This is a genomic window from Saccharopolyspora elongata, from assembly GCF_004348985.1.
In the GTDB taxonomy this organism is placed as follows: domain Bacteria; phylum Actinomycetota; class Actinomycetes; order Mycobacteriales; family Pseudonocardiaceae; genus Saccharopolyspora; species Saccharopolyspora elongata.
Window position 1 is genome coordinate 101,592 of record NZ_SMKW01000024.1, and the last position, 18,437, is coordinate 120,028.

At 70.7% G+C, this 18,437-nt stretch carries 13 protein-coding genes; 4 read left to right on the plus strand and 9 right to left on the minus strand.

Annotated features, from left to right (window positions below; all coding sequences use genetic code 11):
• Nucleotides 1-146 precede the first annotated feature (146 nt).
• Nucleotides 147-377 carry a ribbon-helix-helix domain-containing protein gene (locus E1288_RS19380; RefSeq protein WP_132487043.1) on the plus strand — a complete coding sequence of 77 codons (231 nt, stop codon included), beginning with the start codon at nucleotides 147-149 and terminating at the stop codon, nucleotides 375-377.
• The gene (locus E1288_RS19385) at nucleotides 364-711 is read left to right on the plus strand and encodes a type II toxin-antitoxin system PemK/MazF family toxin (protein WP_132487045.1); all 348 of its coding nucleotides are present in this window, start codon (nucleotides 364-366) and stop codon (nucleotides 709-711) included. Before E1288_RS19380 ends, E1288_RS19385 begins: the two co-directional genes overlap by 14 nt.
• 137 nt (nucleotides 712-848) lie before the next feature.
• On the opposite strand, the gene E1288_RS19390 is transcribed toward E1288_RS19385, so the two are convergent.
• The 9 genes from E1288_RS19390 to E1288_RS19430 all read right to left on the minus strand — a co-directional run bounded on the left by E1288_RS19390 (nucleotide 849) and on the right by E1288_RS19430 (nucleotide 16,564).
• Nucleotides 849-1,784: a heme o synthase gene (locus tag E1288_RS19390; protein ID WP_132487047.1), complete on the minus strand. Its 936-nt coding sequence runs from the start codon at nucleotides 1,782-1,784 to the stop codon at nucleotides 849-851.
• Nucleotides 1,781-2,170, minus strand: coding sequence for a DUF3817 domain-containing protein (locus E1288_RS19395; RefSeq protein WP_132487049.1), 390 nt, complete (start codon nucleotides 2,168-2,170; stop codon nucleotides 1,781-1,783). The genes E1288_RS19390 and E1288_RS19395 overlap by 4 nt, the downstream gene beginning before the upstream one ends.
• Nucleotides 2,171-2,371: 201 nt before the next feature.
• On the minus strand, nucleotides 2,372-3,463 hold the full coding sequence (locus E1288_RS19400; protein WP_132487051.1) for an LLM class flavin-dependent oxidoreductase: 1,092 nt from the start codon (nucleotides 3,461-3,463) through the stop codon (nucleotides 2,372-2,374).
• A 279-nt stretch (nucleotides 3,464-3,742) separates the two neighbouring features.
• On the minus strand, nucleotides 3,743-5,050 hold the full coding sequence (locus tag E1288_RS19405) for a lysine N(6)-hydroxylase/L-ornithine N(5)-oxygenase family protein (RefSeq protein ID WP_132487053.1): 1,308 nt from the start codon (nucleotides 5,048-5,050) through the stop codon (nucleotides 3,743-3,745).
• A gap of 91 nt (nucleotides 5,051-5,141) precedes the next feature.
• Nucleotides 5,142-5,969: a siderophore-interacting protein gene (locus E1288_RS19410; RefSeq protein ID WP_132487055.1), complete on the minus strand. Its 828-nt coding sequence runs from the start codon at nucleotides 5,967-5,969 to the stop codon at nucleotides 5,142-5,144.
• A gap of 97 nt (nucleotides 5,970-6,066) precedes the next feature.
• Complete coding sequence (locus E1288_RS19415; protein WP_132487057.1) at nucleotides 6,067-7,458, minus strand: DHA2 family efflux MFS transporter permease subunit; 1,392 nt, start codon at nucleotides 7,456-7,458, stop codon at nucleotides 6,067-6,069.
• Entirely contained in the window at nucleotides 7,458-7,646 is a 189-nt protein-coding gene (locus E1288_RS19420) for an MbtH family protein (RefSeq protein WP_132487059.1), read from the minus strand. The genes E1288_RS19415 and E1288_RS19420 overlap by 1 nt, the downstream gene beginning before the upstream one ends.
• Before the next feature lie 135 nt (nucleotides 7,647-7,781).
• Entirely contained in the window at nucleotides 7,782-15,116 is a 7,335-nt protein-coding gene (locus E1288_RS19425) for an amino acid adenylation domain-containing protein (RefSeq protein WP_132487061.1), read from the minus strand.
• 92 nt (nucleotides 15,117-15,208) lie between these two features.
• Nucleotides 15,209-16,564, minus strand: a complete 1,356-nt coding sequence (locus E1288_RS19430) for a GNAT family N-acetyltransferase (RefSeq protein WP_235883665.1) — start codon at nucleotides 16,562-16,564, stop codon at nucleotides 15,209-15,211.
• Between the two features lie 315 nt (nucleotides 16,565-16,879).
• Here E1288_RS19430 and E1288_RS19435 point away from each other — a divergent pair, with 315 nt between their 5' ends.
• Nucleotides 16,880-17,824, plus strand: coding sequence for a hypothetical protein (locus tag E1288_RS19435; RefSeq protein WP_132487063.1), 945 nt, complete (start codon nucleotides 16,880-16,882; stop codon nucleotides 17,822-17,824).
• A 12-nt stretch (nucleotides 17,825-17,836) separates the two neighbouring features.
• The gene (locus E1288_RS19440) at nucleotides 17,837-18,241 is read left to right on the plus strand and encodes a hypothetical protein (RefSeq protein WP_132487065.1); all 405 of its coding nucleotides are present in this window, start codon (nucleotides 17,837-17,839) and stop codon (nucleotides 18,239-18,241) included.
• The last annotated feature ends 196 nt before the right edge of the window (nucleotides 18,242-18,437 follow it).

Consider the following 18,437-nt stretch of genomic DNA (forward strand, 5'->3'; position numbering starts at 1 on the left):
GGTTTCCGCTGGTCACTCCGGCCGTGCGCGTTTTGGGGTGCTATCGCGCCCAAAGCACTCACGGCCCGGAGCCTGCCGGAACGCGCCTCCGGAACAGCCCCCTCGATCGGTATGACGAGGAGTGGGAACACGGGTAGCATCGCGGTATGAAGGTGAGTGTGAGTCTGACCGACGAAGACGTCAGCTTCGTCGACGAGTACGCCCAGCAGATCGGCGCGCCCTCCCGCTCGGCGGTGATCCACCAAGCGATCAACCTGCTGCGCAGCGCCGATCTGGAAGATGCCTACGCCAGCGCCTGGGAGGAGTGGGACGCCGGCGACGACGCGCTGCTGTGGGACGCGACGGCCGCCGACGGGATCGCCGATGCGTCGCGGTGACCTCTACTGGGTCGACTTCGAACCGATCCGCGACTCGGAGGCCAACAAGACCCGGCCTGCGGTCGTGATCAGCAACGACGCCGCGAACCGCAGCGCCCAGCGCGCGGGCCGCGGGGTGATCACCGTCGTACCGGTGACGTCCAACGTGGACCGGGTCCACCCGTTCCAGGTGCTCCTGCGGGCCGACGAATGCGGCCTGCCCAAGGACTCGAAGGCCCAGGCCGAGCAGATCCGGGCGGTGGCGGTGAACCGCCTCGGCAACCGGATCGGAACGCTACCGCGCAAGACCCTCGAGAACCTCGACAACGCCCTCCGCCTGCACCTGCGGCTCTAGAGCACCAATACGACGCGTCGGGGCTGTCCTCGCTGGGAGAACCCCAGAGGGGTGGGCACCGTGAACCCGCGGCGGTGCAAGTTGCATAGGCGGGCTAAGCGGCTGCGCCGCTTCAAAACAACGTCTGTGACGGCGGCTCAGACCAGCGCCGGAAGGCCGACCGCGGCGTCCACGGCGATCGCCACGAACAGCAGCGCCAGGTACGAGTTCGACAGGTGGAACAGCTTCATCGGGTTGTAGGCCCGGCCGTTGCGCACCGCCGCGTGCATCCGCTGCGCGACGATCAGGAACGCCGCCCCGGCGAGCACCGCGAACGCCACGTACACCCAGCTCGTCACCGGCACCAGCAGCAGCGTGCAGCCCACCGTCGCCCAGCTGTAGGCCAGGATCCGCGCGGACACCTGCCGCGTGGTCGCGACCACCGGCAGCATCGGCACCCCGGCTCGCGCGTAGTCGTCCTTGTACTTCATCGCCAGCGACCAGAAGTGCGGCGGCGTCCACAGGAACACCACGCCGAACATCACCAGCGCCGGCCACTCCACCTTGCCGGTGACGGCGGCCCAGCCGACCACCACGGGCATGCAGCCGGCCGCGCCGCCCCACACGATGTTCTGCGAGGTCCGGCGCTTGAGCACCAGCGTGTAGACGAAGACGTAGAACAGCAGCGCGGCCGTGGCCAGGATCGCCGACAGCAGGTTCGCGCCCAGCCACAGCACGGCGAAGGACACCAGGCCCAGCACGATGCCGAAGATCAGGGCGTTGCGGCGCGGCACCTCGTAGCGCACCAGCGGGCGCTTCTTGGTCCGGTTCATCACCGCGTCGATGTCGGAGTCCGCCACGCAGTTGAGGGCGTTCGCGGCCCCGGCCGACATGGCGCCGCCGAGCAGCGTCACGGCCACCAGCCACAGCGACGGGATGCCGCGCTGCGCGAGGAACATCGCGGGGATCGTGGTGACCAGAAGCAGCTCGATGACGCGCGGCTTGGTCAACGCCACGTAGGCCGCCAGCACGCCGCGCCGGCGACCGGCGGGCGGGGCGGATTCGGGGGCGGCAGAAGAGGGGATGGCTGTCATGAGGCGCGCGATTCCTCCGACTTCGCGGGCTTGACGATCGGTTTGCCCGCCATCCGCAGCTCGTGCCAGTGCGTCACCTTGCGCTCGGCGACGAACGCGCCGAACGGGATCGTGCCGGCCAGCAGCACCAGCAGCATCCGGCCGATCGGCGCGCGGAGCTGGGTGGTGGCGACCACGGCGACGAGCAGGTAGACCATGTACAGCCAGCCGTGCGCCACGCCGATCCGGAAGGTCCACGTCTCGCCGAGCTGCTGGGTAGCGGAACCCTCCGCCCACAGACCGGCGAAATGGCCGTACTTCAGCACCATCGACGCGCAAAGCAGGATCAACAGCACCGCGGTGACGTACACCATGATCCGGTAGAACGCCAGCACACCAGGCTTCACGCCAATCCCTCAATCCCGCCTCGTGCTTGGAAAGACCGGTGTCAATAGACCGTACGCCACACGCTCGGAGGACCTGCGCCGGACCTCGTGCAGAGTGGCGGCGCCCACCTTTGACCTGTTCTCGTGGTCATTTTGCGTACGTGGTCCCGTAGCGGAACCTCCGACGCGGCTGCGCCGCTTGAAGCGAGAACCGGCGAGGCGTCAGATCATCCGGTACGCCTTGGCGATCAGCTCGAAGGAGTGCAGCTTGGTGTCCCGGTCCGGGACGTTGGCGGTCAGCATCAGCTCGTCGGCGCCGGTGCGTTCGCGCAGCTCATCAAGCCCGGCCCGGACGGTGTCCGGCGCGCCGTGCACGGCGTCGGCCAGCCAGCTGTCGAGGAAGCTCCGCTCCAGCTCGGAGTACGGGTACTCGCGGGCTTCCCGGCGGGACGGCTGCTTGCCGGGCATGCCGCGCCGCAGCCGCAGCATGCTCAGCGCGACCGGGCGGATGATGTCCAGCGCCTCCTCGTCGCTGTCGGCGGCGACGGTCTGCACTCCGATCAGCGCATACGGCTCGTCCAGCACCTCCGAGGGCCTGAACGACCGCCGGTAGAGCTCCAGCGCGGGCACCGTGTTCTGCGCGCTGAAGTGGTGCGCGAAGGCGAACGGCAGGCCGAGCTCGCCGGCCAGCTGTGCGCTGAACCCGCTGGAACCGAGCAGCCAGATCGGCGGCGTGGGGCCGTGCGGCACGGACTGGATCGCGGCGTAGGGGTGGTCGACCGGGAAGTCGTCGCCGAGGAAGGCGATCAGCTCGCCGAGCTGCTGCGGGAAGTCATCGACGGACAGCGGCCCGGTGGTGCGCCGCAGGGCGCGGGCGGTGGCCTGGTCGGTGCCGGGCGCGCGGCCGATGCCGAGGTCGATGCGGCCGGGGTGCAGCGCCTGCAGGGTGCCGAACTGCTCGGCGACGACCAGCGGCGCGTGGTTGGGCAGCATGACGCCGCCGGAGCCCAGGCGCAGGCTGCTGGTGTGCGCGGCGAGGTGCGCGATCACCACGGCGGGCGCGGAGCTGGCGATGCCGGGCATGCCGTGGTGCTCGGCGACCCACAGCCGGTGGAATCCCCACTGCTCGACGCCGCGGGCCAGCTCGGTGGTGGTATTCAAGGCATCGGCCGGGCTGTGCGCGACGCCTACCGTGGACAGGTCGAGCACGGACAAGGGCACGGGCGAATCGCCGCGGGCGACGCCCCTGATCGGATCGTCCTGCGGGGAGGTCGCGCTGCCCTCGGCGCGCTCCGGCGTCACATCGGTCTCCATCGCCAAGCCCAACCACCGGGCCGGCACCCTTGTTCCCCGGCCACGCCCGCTGTGCCCGCGATTACAACCCCCGCGGCGACACGCTTCCGACCGATGCGGGGTCCAAGACGCCCAATTTTAGGCAAAATCGGAATCCGACCCGACCCGGAAATCCGCACGGCGGCGTTCGGAAGTTCCCAATTTTAGGCAAAATCGGGAACGCACGAGACCGGCATTCCGCACTGGCGCGGCTCTCGGGTTCCCAATTTTAGGCAAAATCGGAAACCCGCGGCCGCGCTTTCAGCCTGGGGTCAGGACGTAGTCGCGGGTGGTTTCCGGCGCCGGGCGGCGCGTGATGATCGAATCGCGGATCTCGCCCGCCCGGACCGCACCGTTCGACAGCAACGACGACGTGAGGCCGTGCGTGTGCTCGGTGCCGCCCTGGAGGTAGATGCCGCCCTCGAGATCGGCGGTGGTGCGGATCCGGTAGTCGCGTTCCACCTGCAACCGGCCCTGGTCGTCGCGGGCGCAGTACCGGGCGGCCTCGCCGAGGATCCCGAACGGATCGCGCGGGCGGCACCCGGTCGCGTACACGAGCAGGTCGGACTCCAGCACCGTCCGCTCGCCCGAGGGCAGGAACTCGACGGTGACCGCCACGCCGTCCGAACGCGTCGATACGTCGGTGACGCGGGAGGCGTTGAGGATCCGCAGCCGCTGCTCGCCGCGCACCTTCTCCTGGTACGCCCGCGAGTACAGCTCCTCGATGAGGTCGAGGTCGACCACCGAGTAGTTGGTGTTGCGGTGGTAGTTCATCAGGTCGCCGCGGACCTCCGGGGACGCCGCGTAGAAGTCGTCCACCGCCTGCGGGTCGAAGATCCGGTTGGCGAACGGGCTGTCGTCGGCGGGGCTGAACCCGTACCGGCTGAACACCGAGCACACCTCGGCGGCGGGGAACGTCCGGTGCAGGTACTCGGTGGCCTCGGCGGCGCTCTGCCCGGCACCGACGACGACGCAGCGCCGCGGCTCGTCGGCGAGCTCGCCGACGCGGTGCAGCAGATCCAGGTTGTGCCACACCCGGTCGCCGAGCTCCGCGCCCGCAGGCAGGTTCGCTTCGAGCCCCACCGCGAGCACGACGTTGCGCGCCCGGTGCACCGCCGTCCGGCCGCCGTGCCGGACGACCACCTCGAAGTGCTCTCCCCCGGGCCGGATCTCGACGACCTCGGAGTCGTAGCGCACGACGTCGTCGAGCCGGGCCGCGGCCCATTCCAGGTAGTCGTGGTACTCGACGCGGGTCGGGAACATCGTCTTGTGGTTGATGAAGTCGACCAGCCGCTGCTTGTCGTGCAAGTACGAGAGGAACGAGAAGTCGCTGGCCGGATTGCGCATCGTGACCAGGTCCTTGAGGAACGACACCTGCATGGTGGTGCCCTCGATCAGCATTCCCTGGTGCCACCCGAACGCGGCCTTCCGTTCGAAGAACACGCCGTCGAGCCGGTCTGACCCCGGCGCGGTGCGGTTGTGCTCCTCGATGGCGATGGCCAGCGCCAGGTTGGACGGTCCGAACCCGATTCCCAGCACGTCGTGGATTTTGTCGTCGACCGCAGACACGTCTTCCCCTCAGCTTCGCCGGCACCGTTTCGCGGGCACCCGGATCTACCGGCGAAATCCGCTGGATCGCGCCGGGGCCCGGACCGGGTCGTCAGTCCCGGTCGTGGTTGTGCTTGTCGTGGTATTCCGTTTCGGCCATGCCGTACTTCCAGTAACCGATGGCGAGGACGGAGTGCGCGTCCATGCCGCGGTCCGCGCGCAGGTGTTGCCGGATGCCGCGGACGATTCCGGATTCTCCCGCGACCCACGCCGAAACGTCCACGTCCGACGGCATTTCCAGCTCTTGCACGGCGTCGATCAGCCGCCGCGAACGACCGGCCACCGCGCCTTCCCTGGGCAGCCAGGTCCACTGCATGTCCAGCGGCGTCTCGACGTGCTGCTGGTCGGCGGAGTCGCCGACTTCGACGAACACCTGGCCGCGCGCGGTGGGAGGCAGGTTCTCGACGATCGCGGAGATCGCGGGCAGCGCGGTCTCGTCGCCGGCCAGCAGGTACCAGTCGGCGGGCCGACAGGTCTTGCCGCCCGGCCCCATCACGCCGATCCGGTCGCCCGGCCGGGCCCGCCGAGCCCAGTTGGAGGCCACGCCGTGCTCGCCGTGCAGCACGAAGTCGACGTCGAGCTCGCCGCTGGCCTCGTCGTAGCGGCGCACGGTGTAGGTGCGCATGGTCGGCCGCTCGTGCTGCTCCGGCCACCGGTAGCGGCCGGTGTCCTCGTCGATCACGGGCAGCACCGGGCTCTGCTGCCCCTGCTGCGGAACGAAGACCTTGATGTTCGGGCCGGTGTGCTCGTCCAGGAATCCCGAGAGCTCGGCCCCGCCCAGGGTGATCCGCCGCATCGACGGGCTGAGTTCAGCCGTGCGCAGCACTTGCAGGTCGCGTGCCGGTGGCCGCTTGCGCCGGAGTCGATCCGCGGTACCCATCGGTCATGCATTCCTTCCTGCCACCCGTGATCATGTCAGTTAAGGCTAACCTAACCATAGACGTCGGTCGTTGTCTTCCCCGCGGTGGCTCAGATCTCTACCGCCGCGCGGCGACGAGTTTTCGGCCCAGCGGTGCGGAATCCTCGATGCGCGCCGCGAGGATCACGCCCACCAGCGCGAATCCGGCCGACACCAGCATCGCCAGGTGGTAGCCGCCGAGCCCGTCGGTGCCGACGGCGGCCAGCACGGAAGCGGTGATCGCCACGCCCAGCGCGGACCCGATCTGGCGCTGGACGTTGAACAGCGTCGAGGCCCCGCCGGTCGCGGACTTGTCGATCGTCGCGAAGGCGACGACCTGCAGCTCGGCGGAGGCCGCGCCGACGAAGAAGCCCGAGGCCAGCTGGACGGCCGCGGCGAGCCAGGCGTCGCCGGGGCCGATCGCGTTCATCAGCGCGAACGACGCCGCGGCACCGAGCATCGCGGTCGCGATCAGCCACCGCGGCCCGAACCTGCGGTGCGCCCAGCCGACCAGCTGCGAGGCGATCATCAGCCCGATCGCCTTCGGCAGCGTCACCAGCCCGGTCTCCCACGCCGAAGCGCCCAGCCCCGACTGGTACATCAGCGTGAATCCGTAGAGCGTGCCGAGGAATCCGGCGACGCAGGTGAACAGGATCAGGCTGCCGCGCCGGAACGACGCGTCGGCGAACAGCTTCAGGTCGAGCATCGGCTGCGCGGCCCGCAACTGCGTCCGGACCAGCACCGCGAGGCAGCCGATCCCGGCCAGTCCGCAGGCCCAGAAGTGCGGCGAGGCGGGGCCGGTCTGCGACACCGCCTCCAGCGCGAACATGACCAGCCCAAGCCCCGGTGCGGCCAGGGCGAATCCGAGCCCGTCGAAGCGCTTCTCGGGCGCCTCCACGTGCTCGGCCAGGAACCACGCGCCGAACAGCAGGGCCAGCAGCCCGACCGGCAGGTTCACGTAGAAGCCCCAGCGCCAGGTGAGGTGCTCGACGAAGAAGCCGCCCAGCACCGGGCCGAGCGCGGGGGCCACCGCCGTCGGCAGCAGCAGCACGCGGGACAGCCGGATCCGCTCGTGCGGCGGATAGGCCCGGAACAGCATGGTCAGCGCCACCGGGCTCAGCACCCCACCACCGGCGCCCTGCAGCACCCGCGCGAGGGTCAGCTGCGTCAGGTCGGTGGCCAGCCCGCAGAGCGCCGACGCGACGACGAACGCCGCGAAAGCACCGAGGAAGACCCGTTTCGTGCCGAAGCGGTCGCCGAGCCAGCCGGAGACCGGGATGCACGCCGCGAGGCTGACCAGGTAGCCGACGTTGATCGCCGAGGTCGCGGAGGGCGGAACGGCGAACTCGGCGCCGATCGCGGGCAGCGCCACGTTGACGATCGTGGCGTCCATGCCGTTCATGAACATCGCCGCCACGTAGCAGACGCACACCGCGACCTGCGGGCGTACGCCGCGCAACACCGTCGCCATCAGCGCGCGGGCCGCATGTCGGTCCAGTTCACCTCGATGTGGTCGACGCAGGACTCCCGGTCGGCGGGGCCGTGCGCGACGCTCCACCCGGCGGGCACGTCCATCGCGGCGGGCCACAGCGAGTACTGGTCCTGATCGTTGATCAGCGCGTAGTACTCCGCGTCGGGGGCGTCGAACGGGTTGGTCATGGTCGTGCTCCTTGCAGTGTTGAACTCCCACCGGCCGCGGTGGTCTCGTGAGCGTTTTGGATCGCTATGGCGCTCCACCACGCGCACGAAGGGTGACCAGCGAAAACAGCGGGCCCTTGACGCTCCCGGTGGCCGTCACGTGGTGACCTCGGTCAAGGCTCGGTCGACGATCGCCGCGATCTCCGCGAGCGGTTCGCGTTGCGTCATGTCCTTGTGCTCGCAGGCGATGTCGTGGTTGTGCACCGCGCCATCGACGTACGGCTGCCACATCTGCGCGGTCAGCTCGGCCTTGGCCGGGTTGACCGTGGCGGTGAAGAACAGCACGTTGCCGCGGAACTTGTCGTGGTCGGCGCGGTTCTCCAGCACCGCGCAGTTGGCGAAGTTGTCGATGATCGCCGTGATGCTGTGCTCTTCGAGGTTGGCCAGCGCGCTGCCCTCGGCCGACAGGATCTCCATCACGGCCGCCCTGGTCAGCGGCCCGTCACCCAGTTCGGAGAGGTCGTAGCCGGCCATGTAGAGCAGCGCCATCAGCGCTTCTTCCTCGGTGGGCAGCTCGTCCCACACGTCCTTCGGGTACGAGTCGAGCATGCACAGGAACCGCACCTCTTCGCCCTGTTCCTGCAGCTGGGTGCTCATCTCGTGCGCGACGACGCCGCCGAAGGACCAGCCGAGGAAGTGGTACGGCCCGTGCGGCTGCACCTCCCGGATGTGCTCCAGGTACTCGGCGGCCATCTCCCGCAGGCTCGCCGCGACGGGCTTCGGTTCGGCGAGCCCGCGCGACTGGACGCCGTAGATCGGCCGCTCGGCGTCGATGTGCTTGAGCAGCCCGGAGAACGGCCAGGCCAGCCCGGCCGCCGGGTGCACGCAGAACAGCGGTTCCTTGCCGCCCTCGGTGCGCAGCGGCAGCAGGATCTCCAGCGCGTCGCGCGATCCCCCGCTGTGCAGCCGCTCCGCGAGACCGGCCACGGTCGGCGCGGCGAAGAGGCTGCCGACGTTGACGCGCAGGCCCAGCGCGTCGCGGATGCGGCCGATCAGCTTGGCGGCCAGCAGCGAATGCCCGCCGAGGTCGAAGAAGCTGTCCTCGACGCCGACCCGCGGCAGCCCGAGCACCTCGGCGAACAACCCGCAGAGGATTTCCTCGGTCGGGTTGCGCGGCATCTCGTTGCCGACGGATTCGCCGAGGTCCGGCGCGGGCAGCGCCCGGCGGTCGAGCTTCCCGTTGGGCAGCAACGGCAACGCGTCGACGAACACCACCGCCGCGGGCACCATGTAGTCCGGCAGCGACTCCCCCACGTGCCGCCGCAGCTCGGCCGGGTCACCGCCGCCGACGACGTAGGCTACGAGCCGCTTGTCGCCCGGGACGTCCTGACGGACCACGGCCGCGACCTGCACGACATCGGGATGCCTGGCCAGCACCCCCTCGACCTCGCCGAGCTCGATGCGGAACCCGCGGATCTTCACCTGGTCGTCCGCGCGCCCGGCGAAGTCCAGCACGCCGTCGGCCCGCCAGCGCACCAGGTCACCGGTGCGGTACATGCGGGCACCGGGCGGCCCGAACGGGTCGGCGACGAACCGCCCGGCGGTCAGGCCCGGCCGGTCGAGGTAGCCGCGCGCCAAACCGTGCCCGGCGACGTAGAGCTCGCCGACCACGCCGGGCGGCGTGGGCTGGAGCGCCTCGTCCAGCACGTAGAGCCGGGCTCCCGGGTCGGGCACGCCGATCGGCACCGTGCTGCCGACGCCATCGGGATCGCAGTCCCACAGCGTCGAGTTGACGGTGGCCTCGGTCGGCCCGTAGCAGTTGAGCATCCGCCGGTCCCGCGCCCACCTCAGCACCAGCTCGGACGGCACCTTCTCGGCCCCGCACAACAAGGTTGCGTTCGGCGGCAGCTCGGTGTCGGCCGGGAACATGCCCATCATCGACGGCCCGATCGCCAGGTGCGTGACGCGGTGCCGCCGCGCGTACGCCGCGAGCGGTTCGCCCGGCACCCGCAGGTCGGAGGGCACCACGACGAGGGTGCCGCCGCCGAGCAATCCCATGCAGATCTCCCAGAACGCAACGTCGAAGCTCGGCGAGGCGAACTGCAGCACCCGGCTGTCGGCGGTGATGCCGACCCGGTGGCGCTGGGTGGCGAGCAGCTTGGCGATGCCGCGGTGCGGCACGACGACGCCCTTCGGGGTGCCGGTGGAACCGGAGGTGTAGATGACGTACGCCGCGTCGTCCAGCCCCGGCCTCGGCAGAAGTTCCTTTCCTGCAGCGTCTGCTTTATAAGCGGCGTCAGCCGCTTGCGGTGTGGGACTCAGCTCGCACCGCCGCGGGTTCTCAGACGTCGTCCTCGCGAGGACAGCCCCAGCGTGGTGTATTGGACATACATGAGTCGGGGATCCCGCAGTCGAGGCGGCGTCTGAGGTTCCGCTACCGGCGCCGCTACGCAAACCGCTTTCGAAACCGCCCTTAGGACTGTCTTCGCAGCTCAGCAAGGTTGTTGGTAGGTCGGCGCGGAGATCGTCGGTGAGCACCAGGCGCGGCTTCGCGTCCTCGACCATGTGCCGCAGCCGCTCCGCCGGGTACTCCGGGTCGAGCGCCAGGTACGCCGCGCCGGCGGTCATCACCGCGAGCAGGCCGATGATCAGCTCCGGTGAGCGGGGCAGCAGCACGCCGACGATGTCGCCCGGGCCGACGCCGTGCTCGGCCAGCAGCCGCGCCTGCTCGGTCACCCGCCGGTCGAGCTCGCGGTAGCTGAGCTCCACGTCGTCGAAGATCAGCGCGGGCTTGTCCGGCTCCCGCGCGACCTGCTCGGCGAACAGCTCCGGGAAGGTCCCGGCCGCGGCCACATCGGCGGCGGCGTCGCCCCAGGCCAGCACCTCCTGCCGGGCCGCATCGCCCAGGACGTCCAGGCGTCCGATCGGCGCCGCCGGGTCTTCGACGGCGGCCGCGAGCAGCCGGACGAACCGCGCGGCCAGGTCTTCGACGGTGCGCTCGGTGAACAGGTCGGTGCTGTACTGCACCAGTCCGTCGGACCCGCCGTCGGCGCGCTCGCTGAGGCTGAACGCCAGGTCGAACTTGGCCGCCCCGGCGGGCACGGTGTCCACTGTGGTCTCGATCCCGGGCAGGTCCGCCGCGACTGCCTCGGCCGCGCCCCAGTACGCGAGCATCACCTGGAACAGCGGGTGCCGGGACAGCGAACGAGCCGGGTTGAGCACCTCGGCGAGCCGCTCGAACGGCAGCTCCGCGTTGTCGAACGCGGCCAGGTCGACCTGCCGCACCCGGTCGACCAGCTCGGCGAAGCTCGGCTCCCCTGAGGTGTCGGTGCGCAGCACGAGGCTGTTGACGAAGAAGCCGACCAGATCGTCGAGCGAGTCGTCGCCGCGACCGGCCACCGGCGACCCGATCGGGATGTCGGTTCCCGCGCCGTGCCTGGTCAGCAGCGCCGCCAGCCCGGCCTGCAGCACCATGAACACGCTGGCCCGGTGCTCGCCCGCCAGCCGCCGGAGCCGCTGGTGCAGGGCGGGATCGAGCTCGAACCGCACCGTCCCGCCCCGGTGGCTGGACACCGCCGGGCGCGGGAAGTCGGTGGGCAGCTCCAGCTGGTCGGGCAGATCTGCGAGGGCCTGCCGCCAGAACGCCAGCTGCCGCCCCGCGAGCCCGTCCGGGTCGGCCTCGTCCCCGAGCAGTTCCCGCTGCCAGAGCGTGTAATCCACGTACTGCACGGGAAGATCCGGCCACTCCGGGGCCGTGCCCGCCACCCGCGCGGCATAGGCGGTCGACAGGTCGCGCACCAGCGGTCGAGTGGACCACTCGTCACCGGCCACGTGGTGCAGCAGCACGAGCAGCAGGTGCTCGCCGCGCTCCCGGGCCGGTTCGGATGCCGTGAACAGCACTGTCCGGATCGGCGGCTCCTCGGCCAGGTCGAACCCCCGCCGAACCGCGGCTTCGAGCTCGTCATCAATGCCGGCAACCCGCTCCACCCCCGCGGAGTCCCGCAATTTCAATGGAAATCGAGGGTTCGATTTCAATGGAAATTGCGGATCACCAGAGGCCGGGACCCGGACCACCGTCAGCTCGGGCACGGTGTCGAGCACCTGCTGGCGCGGCTCGCCGAGCTCGTCCGGGAAGATCGTGCGCAGGCTCTCGTGCCGGCGCACGACGTCGCCGATGGCCGCGCGCAGCGCCGCCACGTCCAGCTCGCCGGACATCCTCAGCACCAGCGGCATGTTGTAGGTGGCGCTGCTGCCTTCCAACCGGTTCAGGAACCACAAGCGCTGCTGCGCGAACGAAAGCGGGATCTGCTCCGGCCGTTGCACCGGCCGCAGCGCGGGCCGTCGCGCACCCGTTCCGAGCTGCGCGGCGAGACCCGCGACGGTCGGATGGTCGAAGAGGCTGCGGATGGTCAGCTCCGCACCGAGCTCGGTGCGCACCCGCGCCAGCAACCGCGCGGCCAGCAGGGAATGCCCGCCCAGCTCGAAAAACCCGTCGTCGATGCCGACCCCGCGGACGCCGAGCACCTCGGCGAACAACCGGCACAGCGCCTCCTCGACGGCGTCGCGCGGTTCCCGGCCACCGGCATCCCCGCCGAAGTCCGGCGCGGGCAACGCCCGGATGTCCAGCTTCCCGTTGGCCGTCAACGGGATCTCGTCCACCGGCACGAAGGCCGACGGCACCATGTAGCCCGGCAGCCGCTCCGCCAGGTGCCCGCGCAGTTCGCTCGCCGCGGCCGCGCCGACCACGTAGCCGACCAGCCGCTGGTCGCCCGGCTGGTCCTCGCGCACCACGACGGCGGCCTGCCGCACCGCCGGGTGCGCGAGCAGCTGCGCCTCGATCTCGCCGAGCTCGATGCGGAACCCGCGCACCTTGACCTGCTGGTCGGCGCGGCCGACGAACTCGATGCCGCCGTCCGGCCGCCACCTGCCCAGGTCGCCGGAGCGGTACATGCGGGTGCCCGGCGCGCCGTGCGGGTCCGCGACGAACCGCTGCGCGGTCAGCCCGCGCCGCCCGAGGTAGCCGCGGGCCAGGCCTTCGCCGGCCACGTACAGCTCGCCGACCACGCCCGGCGGCACCGGCTGCAGCAGCCCGTCGAGCAGGTACACCCGCAGGTCCGGAATGCCACGGCCGATCAGGCTGCCGTCGCGGCGGGCCACCGCCTCGCGGTCGAGCTCCACGTAGGACACGTGCACGGTGGTCTCGGTGATCCCGTACATGTTGATCAGCTTCGGCGATTCCGGCCGCCGGGCGTACCAGTCGTCCAACCTGGACAGTTCCAGCGCCTCGCCGCCGAAGATCACGTACCGCAGCGCCAGCTCGGTGCCCGGGTTCTCCCGGTCGGCCTGGCTGAGCTGGTAGAACGCCGAAGGCGTCTGGTTGAGCACGGTCACGCGTTCGCGGGCCAGCAGCCGCAGGAACTCCTGCGGCGACCGGCTGACCTCGTGCGGGACCACCACGAGCCGGCCGCCGTGCAGCAGCGCGCCCCACAGCTCCCAGACGGAGAAGTCGAAGGCGTAGGAGTGGAACAGCGTCCAGACGTCGTCGGCGCCGAAGGAGAACCACGGGTCGGTGGCGCCGAAGAGCCGGACCACGTTGTGGTGCGGGATCGCCACGCCCTTGGGCCGCCCGGTCGAGCCGGAGGTGTAGATCACGTAGGCGGCGTGCTCGGCGGTCAGCGGCCCGCGCTCGCCCGACTTCGGGTCGCGTTGCGAATGCCGGGCGATCTCCGCGATCTCGTCCGGGTCGTCCAGCAGGATGCGCGTGGTGCCCTCCGGCAGCCGCGCCGCGTGGTCGGCATCGCTGATCAGCACGGTCGGCTGCGCGTCGCCGACGATGTAGCGGAGCCGCTCGGCGGGGTGCCCCGGGTCCAGCGGCAGGTACGCGGCACCGGCCTTCAGCACCGCCAGCAGCGCCACGACCAGCTCGGCGGAGCGCGGCAGCGCCAGCGCGACCAGCTGCTCCGGCCCGACGCCGTGGTCGATGAGGTGGTGCGCGAGCTGGTTGGCCTGCGCGTCGAGCTCGGCGTAGGTGAGGCGCTGGTCGCCGAACGTGACCGCGACCGCGTCCGGTGTGCGCATCGCCTGCTCCTCGAACAGCTGCGGCAGGGTCGCCGCGGGCTGTTCCCGGATGCCCGGGATCGGCGCGTTCCACTCGTCGAGGATCCGGTCGCGCTCCTGCGGCGAGAGCAGGTCGATCCGGCCGACCGGGGTGTCGCCGGCGCAGTCCGCGAACGCCTGGAGGAAGCGCAGGAACCGTTCGCGGTGCGCGGTGAGCTCCGGCTCGCCATAGCGATCCGGGTTGGCGTCGAACTCGAACCGCAGCTCGTCGTCGCCGGTCGGGTACGCCGCGACGGTCAGGTCGTCGACCGGCCCGGCCGCGAGGTTGTGCACGGTCGCCGGGCTGCCGTCGAAGGCCAGCTCGTAGTCGAAGGACTTGATGTTGATCAGCGGCCCGAACAGCGGCCGGTCCGAGCCCAGCAGCCCGAGGTCCCGGCGCAGGTCTTCGCCGCGGTAGCGCTGGTGCTTGTGCACCTCGCGCATGGCCTTGCCGACCTGCGAGATCAGCTCGGCGCGCGTGGTGTCCGGGGCGATCCGCAGCCGCAGCGGCAGCACGTTGACGACCATGCCGGGCACCCGCAGCAACCCCGCCGACCCGAGCCGCCCCATCACCGGCAGCCCGAGCACCACGTCCGCGGCTCCGGTCATCCGGTGCAGGTAGGCGCCGAAGGCGGCGATGAGCGCGTGCGTCGCGGTCGCGCGGCTCTCGCTCCCGGCGAGCGCCAGCGCGCGCCCCGCCGCGGAGGTGCCGGTCTGCCGGCGGAAGGAGTGCGCGCCGGCGCTCGAATCCCCGGCCAGCGACACGACGTCCGGGTGGTCGGCGAACTGCTCCCGCCAGAACTCCGCGTCCACGGCGAACTTCGGCGACTCCCGGTAGTCGCGTTCCGCGGCAGGAAGCGAGCTCAGCGGGCCGAACGGCGACGGCCCGGCGTCCGGTTCGTCGTACAGCTCGGCGACCCGCCGGAGCAGCAGGGAGAAGCCGTACCCGTCGATGGCCACGTGGTGGATCCGCTGGTACCACCACCAGCGCTCGTCGCCGAGCTTGAGCAGCGCCGCCGTCCACAGCCGGCCGCTATCGGCCCGCGACCGCGTCAGGTCGACGGGTTCCCGCAGGTCGGCGCGCATCCAGGCAAGCGCGTGCGCCTCGGGGTCGGCGGCGGTCGAGCAGTCGATCACCGGGAGCTCGAAGTCGTCGGGCTCGTCGATGACCTGCCGCGGCTCACCGGCGGAGTCGACCACCCGCAGCCGCAGCGTCTCCGCCTCGGCGACAACCCGGCGCAGCGCCGACGCGAACCGGTCCGGGTCCACGGGCCCGTGGACCTCGACGTACTCGGCGGTGTTGAAGATCGGGTTGGCTCGATCCAGCTGCTGCGCGAACCAGATCCCCGCCTGCGCGGTGGACAATGGCAGTTGCTCGTCGGCACGGCCCGGCATCGCTCTCCCCACGATCAACAAAACAGGTAAGGCTTACCTTAATTCCCAACCGTTTCGCGGTACAGCCGCCAGGCGCATCGACCGACGTGGGACTACTCACCCGACGCGGGCCGCGCGAACACCATCAGGGCCGAGTTCTTGTTCGGCAGACCCACCTCCGCGGCCCGGTCGAAGCCGGCCTTGCCGAACGCGCCCACCGAGGCTCCATTGTGGACGTTGGGTTCGGCGACGACCCGCCGGCATTCCCGGTCGGCGGCCAGCAACCCCTCTGCCACCGCGCGCAGCAGCGCCGACCCTACGCCGCGCCCGATCGCATCCGGCTCGCCGATCGCGATGTGCACGCCGAGGTCGTGCGGCTCGTGCGAGTAGCAGCGCGCCAGCTTGTCGCGCTGCACCCGGTACAGCTCGACGTATCCGACATCCCGCCCGTCGAGCCCGACGATGCACGGCACCGAATGCTGCCCGGCCAGCTGACCGGCCAGCTCGTCCCGCCACTGCGCCACCGGCCACGCCTGGTCCCAGTTGACCGCGACGTGCTCGTTGTTCATCCAGCGGTGCACCAGCTCGACGTCCGGCCCGCCGTCCGCACCGTCGACCCGGACCGGCCGCAGCGACCAGCCCGCGCCCAGCTCCGGGATCGGCACGCCGGGAACGTCCGGAACGTCCGACCGCAGCGGGTTCCGCACCTCGAACGGCACGGCCTGCACCCGGATCTCCCCGGACTCCGCGCGATACCGCAGCCCGGACCCGTTGAGCGCGGCGAGATCGGTCAGCGTCGGGCTGGTCAACCAGTGCCCGACCAGCCATTCCACGTCCGGATACGCCTCGGTGACGGCCCGCAGCCGGTCCGCGAGCGCGGCGAGCAGATCCGCCTCGTGCACGACACCGCGCCGCCCCAGCAACCCGATGACCGTCAGCGCGCCACGCGTCAACAGCGCCGCGGTCGCACCGGTGACGTCGCCGGGCTGCCAGCCGCGAACCGCAGGCAGCAACCGGCCCTCGACGTGCGAGGACAACCAGCGCCGCGCCTCCTCGGCATCGGAGACCGAGCGGGCCACCGCGACCAGGTCCTCGGGCAGTGCCAGCGGATCGACCGCGCGGCGCGGCAAGGCGTCCACCAGCCAGTCCAGCAGCGAACCCGAGCCGGCGGCGTTGATCGGCGCGTCGGGCAGCGCCCGGGCTCGCGCGTCGGCGGAGCACGCGGCCGCGAGCAACGCCGGCTCGGCCACCTCGACCGGCCCGCCCGTCGCGTCCAGCACGTGGATCGGACCGAAGCCGTGCGCGCCGGTCGGCGAGTCGTAGACGACGTCCGCGCGCAGGCGCAGCGATCCGATGGTCAACCGCAACGGCCCCTCAGCGACCGGGGTGTGCGTCTCGGCCAGCCACCGCCGCAACAGCACCGAGGTCCGCTGGTGCGGCTGCCCGGCAAGGTCGACTCCAGTCGTCACGCAACGCTCCCTAAGCACAGCAATCCGTTCCGGTCTGTGAGCGAAGCCTAACCTGACTACCCGATCTCGTGACCGCACCTCACCCGACTGACGCATCCCGGTGCGCGGCCGGCCCGGACTCGTCACCGAACGTGCGAAATGAGCACAGTGGACGAATCCACGTCACGATCACTGAGAGTGCGATGAGGTTTTCATCGCCTGATCATCAGTACCTGATCCGGTGATGATCGTTGTTTTCCGCTGGGCGAGCACCCACCATCGCCCCTACTCTCCGAGCTATCGAATCGGCCGCACCGTCCGGAGAGGAGTTCACCAATGGAAGACGCCGACTCTGTCGTGCCCCTCCGGCCGGGATTCGACATCCAGGTCCGAGGCTTCAACCGCCACCAGGTCATCGAGCACCTGGAACTGCTGGAGGACCAGCTGCGACTGGTCACCATCGACCGCAACGAAGCGGCACAGCTCAACTCCGACCTCCGGAAGCTCTGCGACGACACCCGCCGCAGCCTCGACGCCGCCGAGGAACGCCTCAAGCGCATCGAATCCTCCGACACCGGACTGCCCGCCGCCTCCCAGCGCGTGCAGAACATGCTCTCGATCGCCGAAGAAGAGGTGCAGACCCTGCGCGATCGGGCGCGGCGGCAGGCCGAGGTCATCCGCGGCACCGCGGAGACCGAGGCGCGCGAGCTGATCAGCGAAGCCGAGCGTGCCGCGGGCGAGCTGCGCAACGAGTGCAGCGAGCTGGTCGCGGACGTCGAATCGAGGCGCGCGCGGCTGCACCGCGAGCACGACCAGAAGGCCAGCGATCTGCGCTCCCGGGAACACCGGCTGCGGCAGAACATCCGCAACGAGTACAAGCGGACCCTGTCGGAGGCCCAGGAGGCGGCCGACGCGCTGATCGCGGACACCCGCCGGCAGTGCGGCGAGTGGGACGCCGAAACCGAGCAGCGGCGGCTGGCTGCGCTGGAGGAGATCCGCACCAAGCAGCTCCGGCTGGAGGAGATGCGCACCTCGGTGCTGGCGGCGATGGACAACGCCCGCCGGCTGCTGGACGACTCCGTGGCCGACCTGCGCGGCCAGAACACGGCGCCGAGCATCGCGGACGACGAGACCAGGCAAGTCACCCAGGACGTGCTGGTCGAGCAGCAGCCGGTGCGACTGCCCGAACAGCGCGAGGACGTGCAGACCTACACCATCCCCATCGAACGGGCGCGCACCAACGGCGCCGCCCCGCACCCCGGACCCGCCCGGCAGAGCTGATCGGAGCACCTCGTGGACCTGCTCGTGCTGATGTTCGTCACCGGCTTCGCCTTGGCCACGCTGATCTTCTGGCCGCTCCTGCAACGGGCGAACCGGCGTCTCGCCGAGAGCGGTGTCTCCGAAGCGGCGATCGCGCCGAAGGGCAAGCACGCGCTGCGCGCGCCGGACGCCCCGGCCAGGTCGGCCTCGCCGACGGTCATCGCCCGGCGGCCGAGCACCGATCAGGCGGCACCGGCGGAGTCCGAGCCGAAGCCCGAGGAGCCCCGGCCGGCACTGGTCGCGCCGCAGCAGCGCACGGCGGAGCCGGTGGAGATCCCGGAGCTGCCGACCGACCTGTTCGAGAAGCACTTCGAGGCCAAGTTCAACCGGTCCCGCCAGCGGCTGGCCCGGCTCCGCGACGAGATCGGCAAGGAATAGTGAAGTTTTGCGTCATTTTGCGTAGCGGTGCAGGTGGCGGAACCTCAGGCGCCGTCTCGACTGTGGGAGCCCCGACTTATTGATGGGTAACTCAAATGTGGCGTGATCGTTGGTTATGGTGTGAAGGTGGCGGTGGTTGATGTCAAGCGGCTTTCTCCTGTCTCGCAAGAGGATTTGCGGCGGAGGGTGGTTGCGG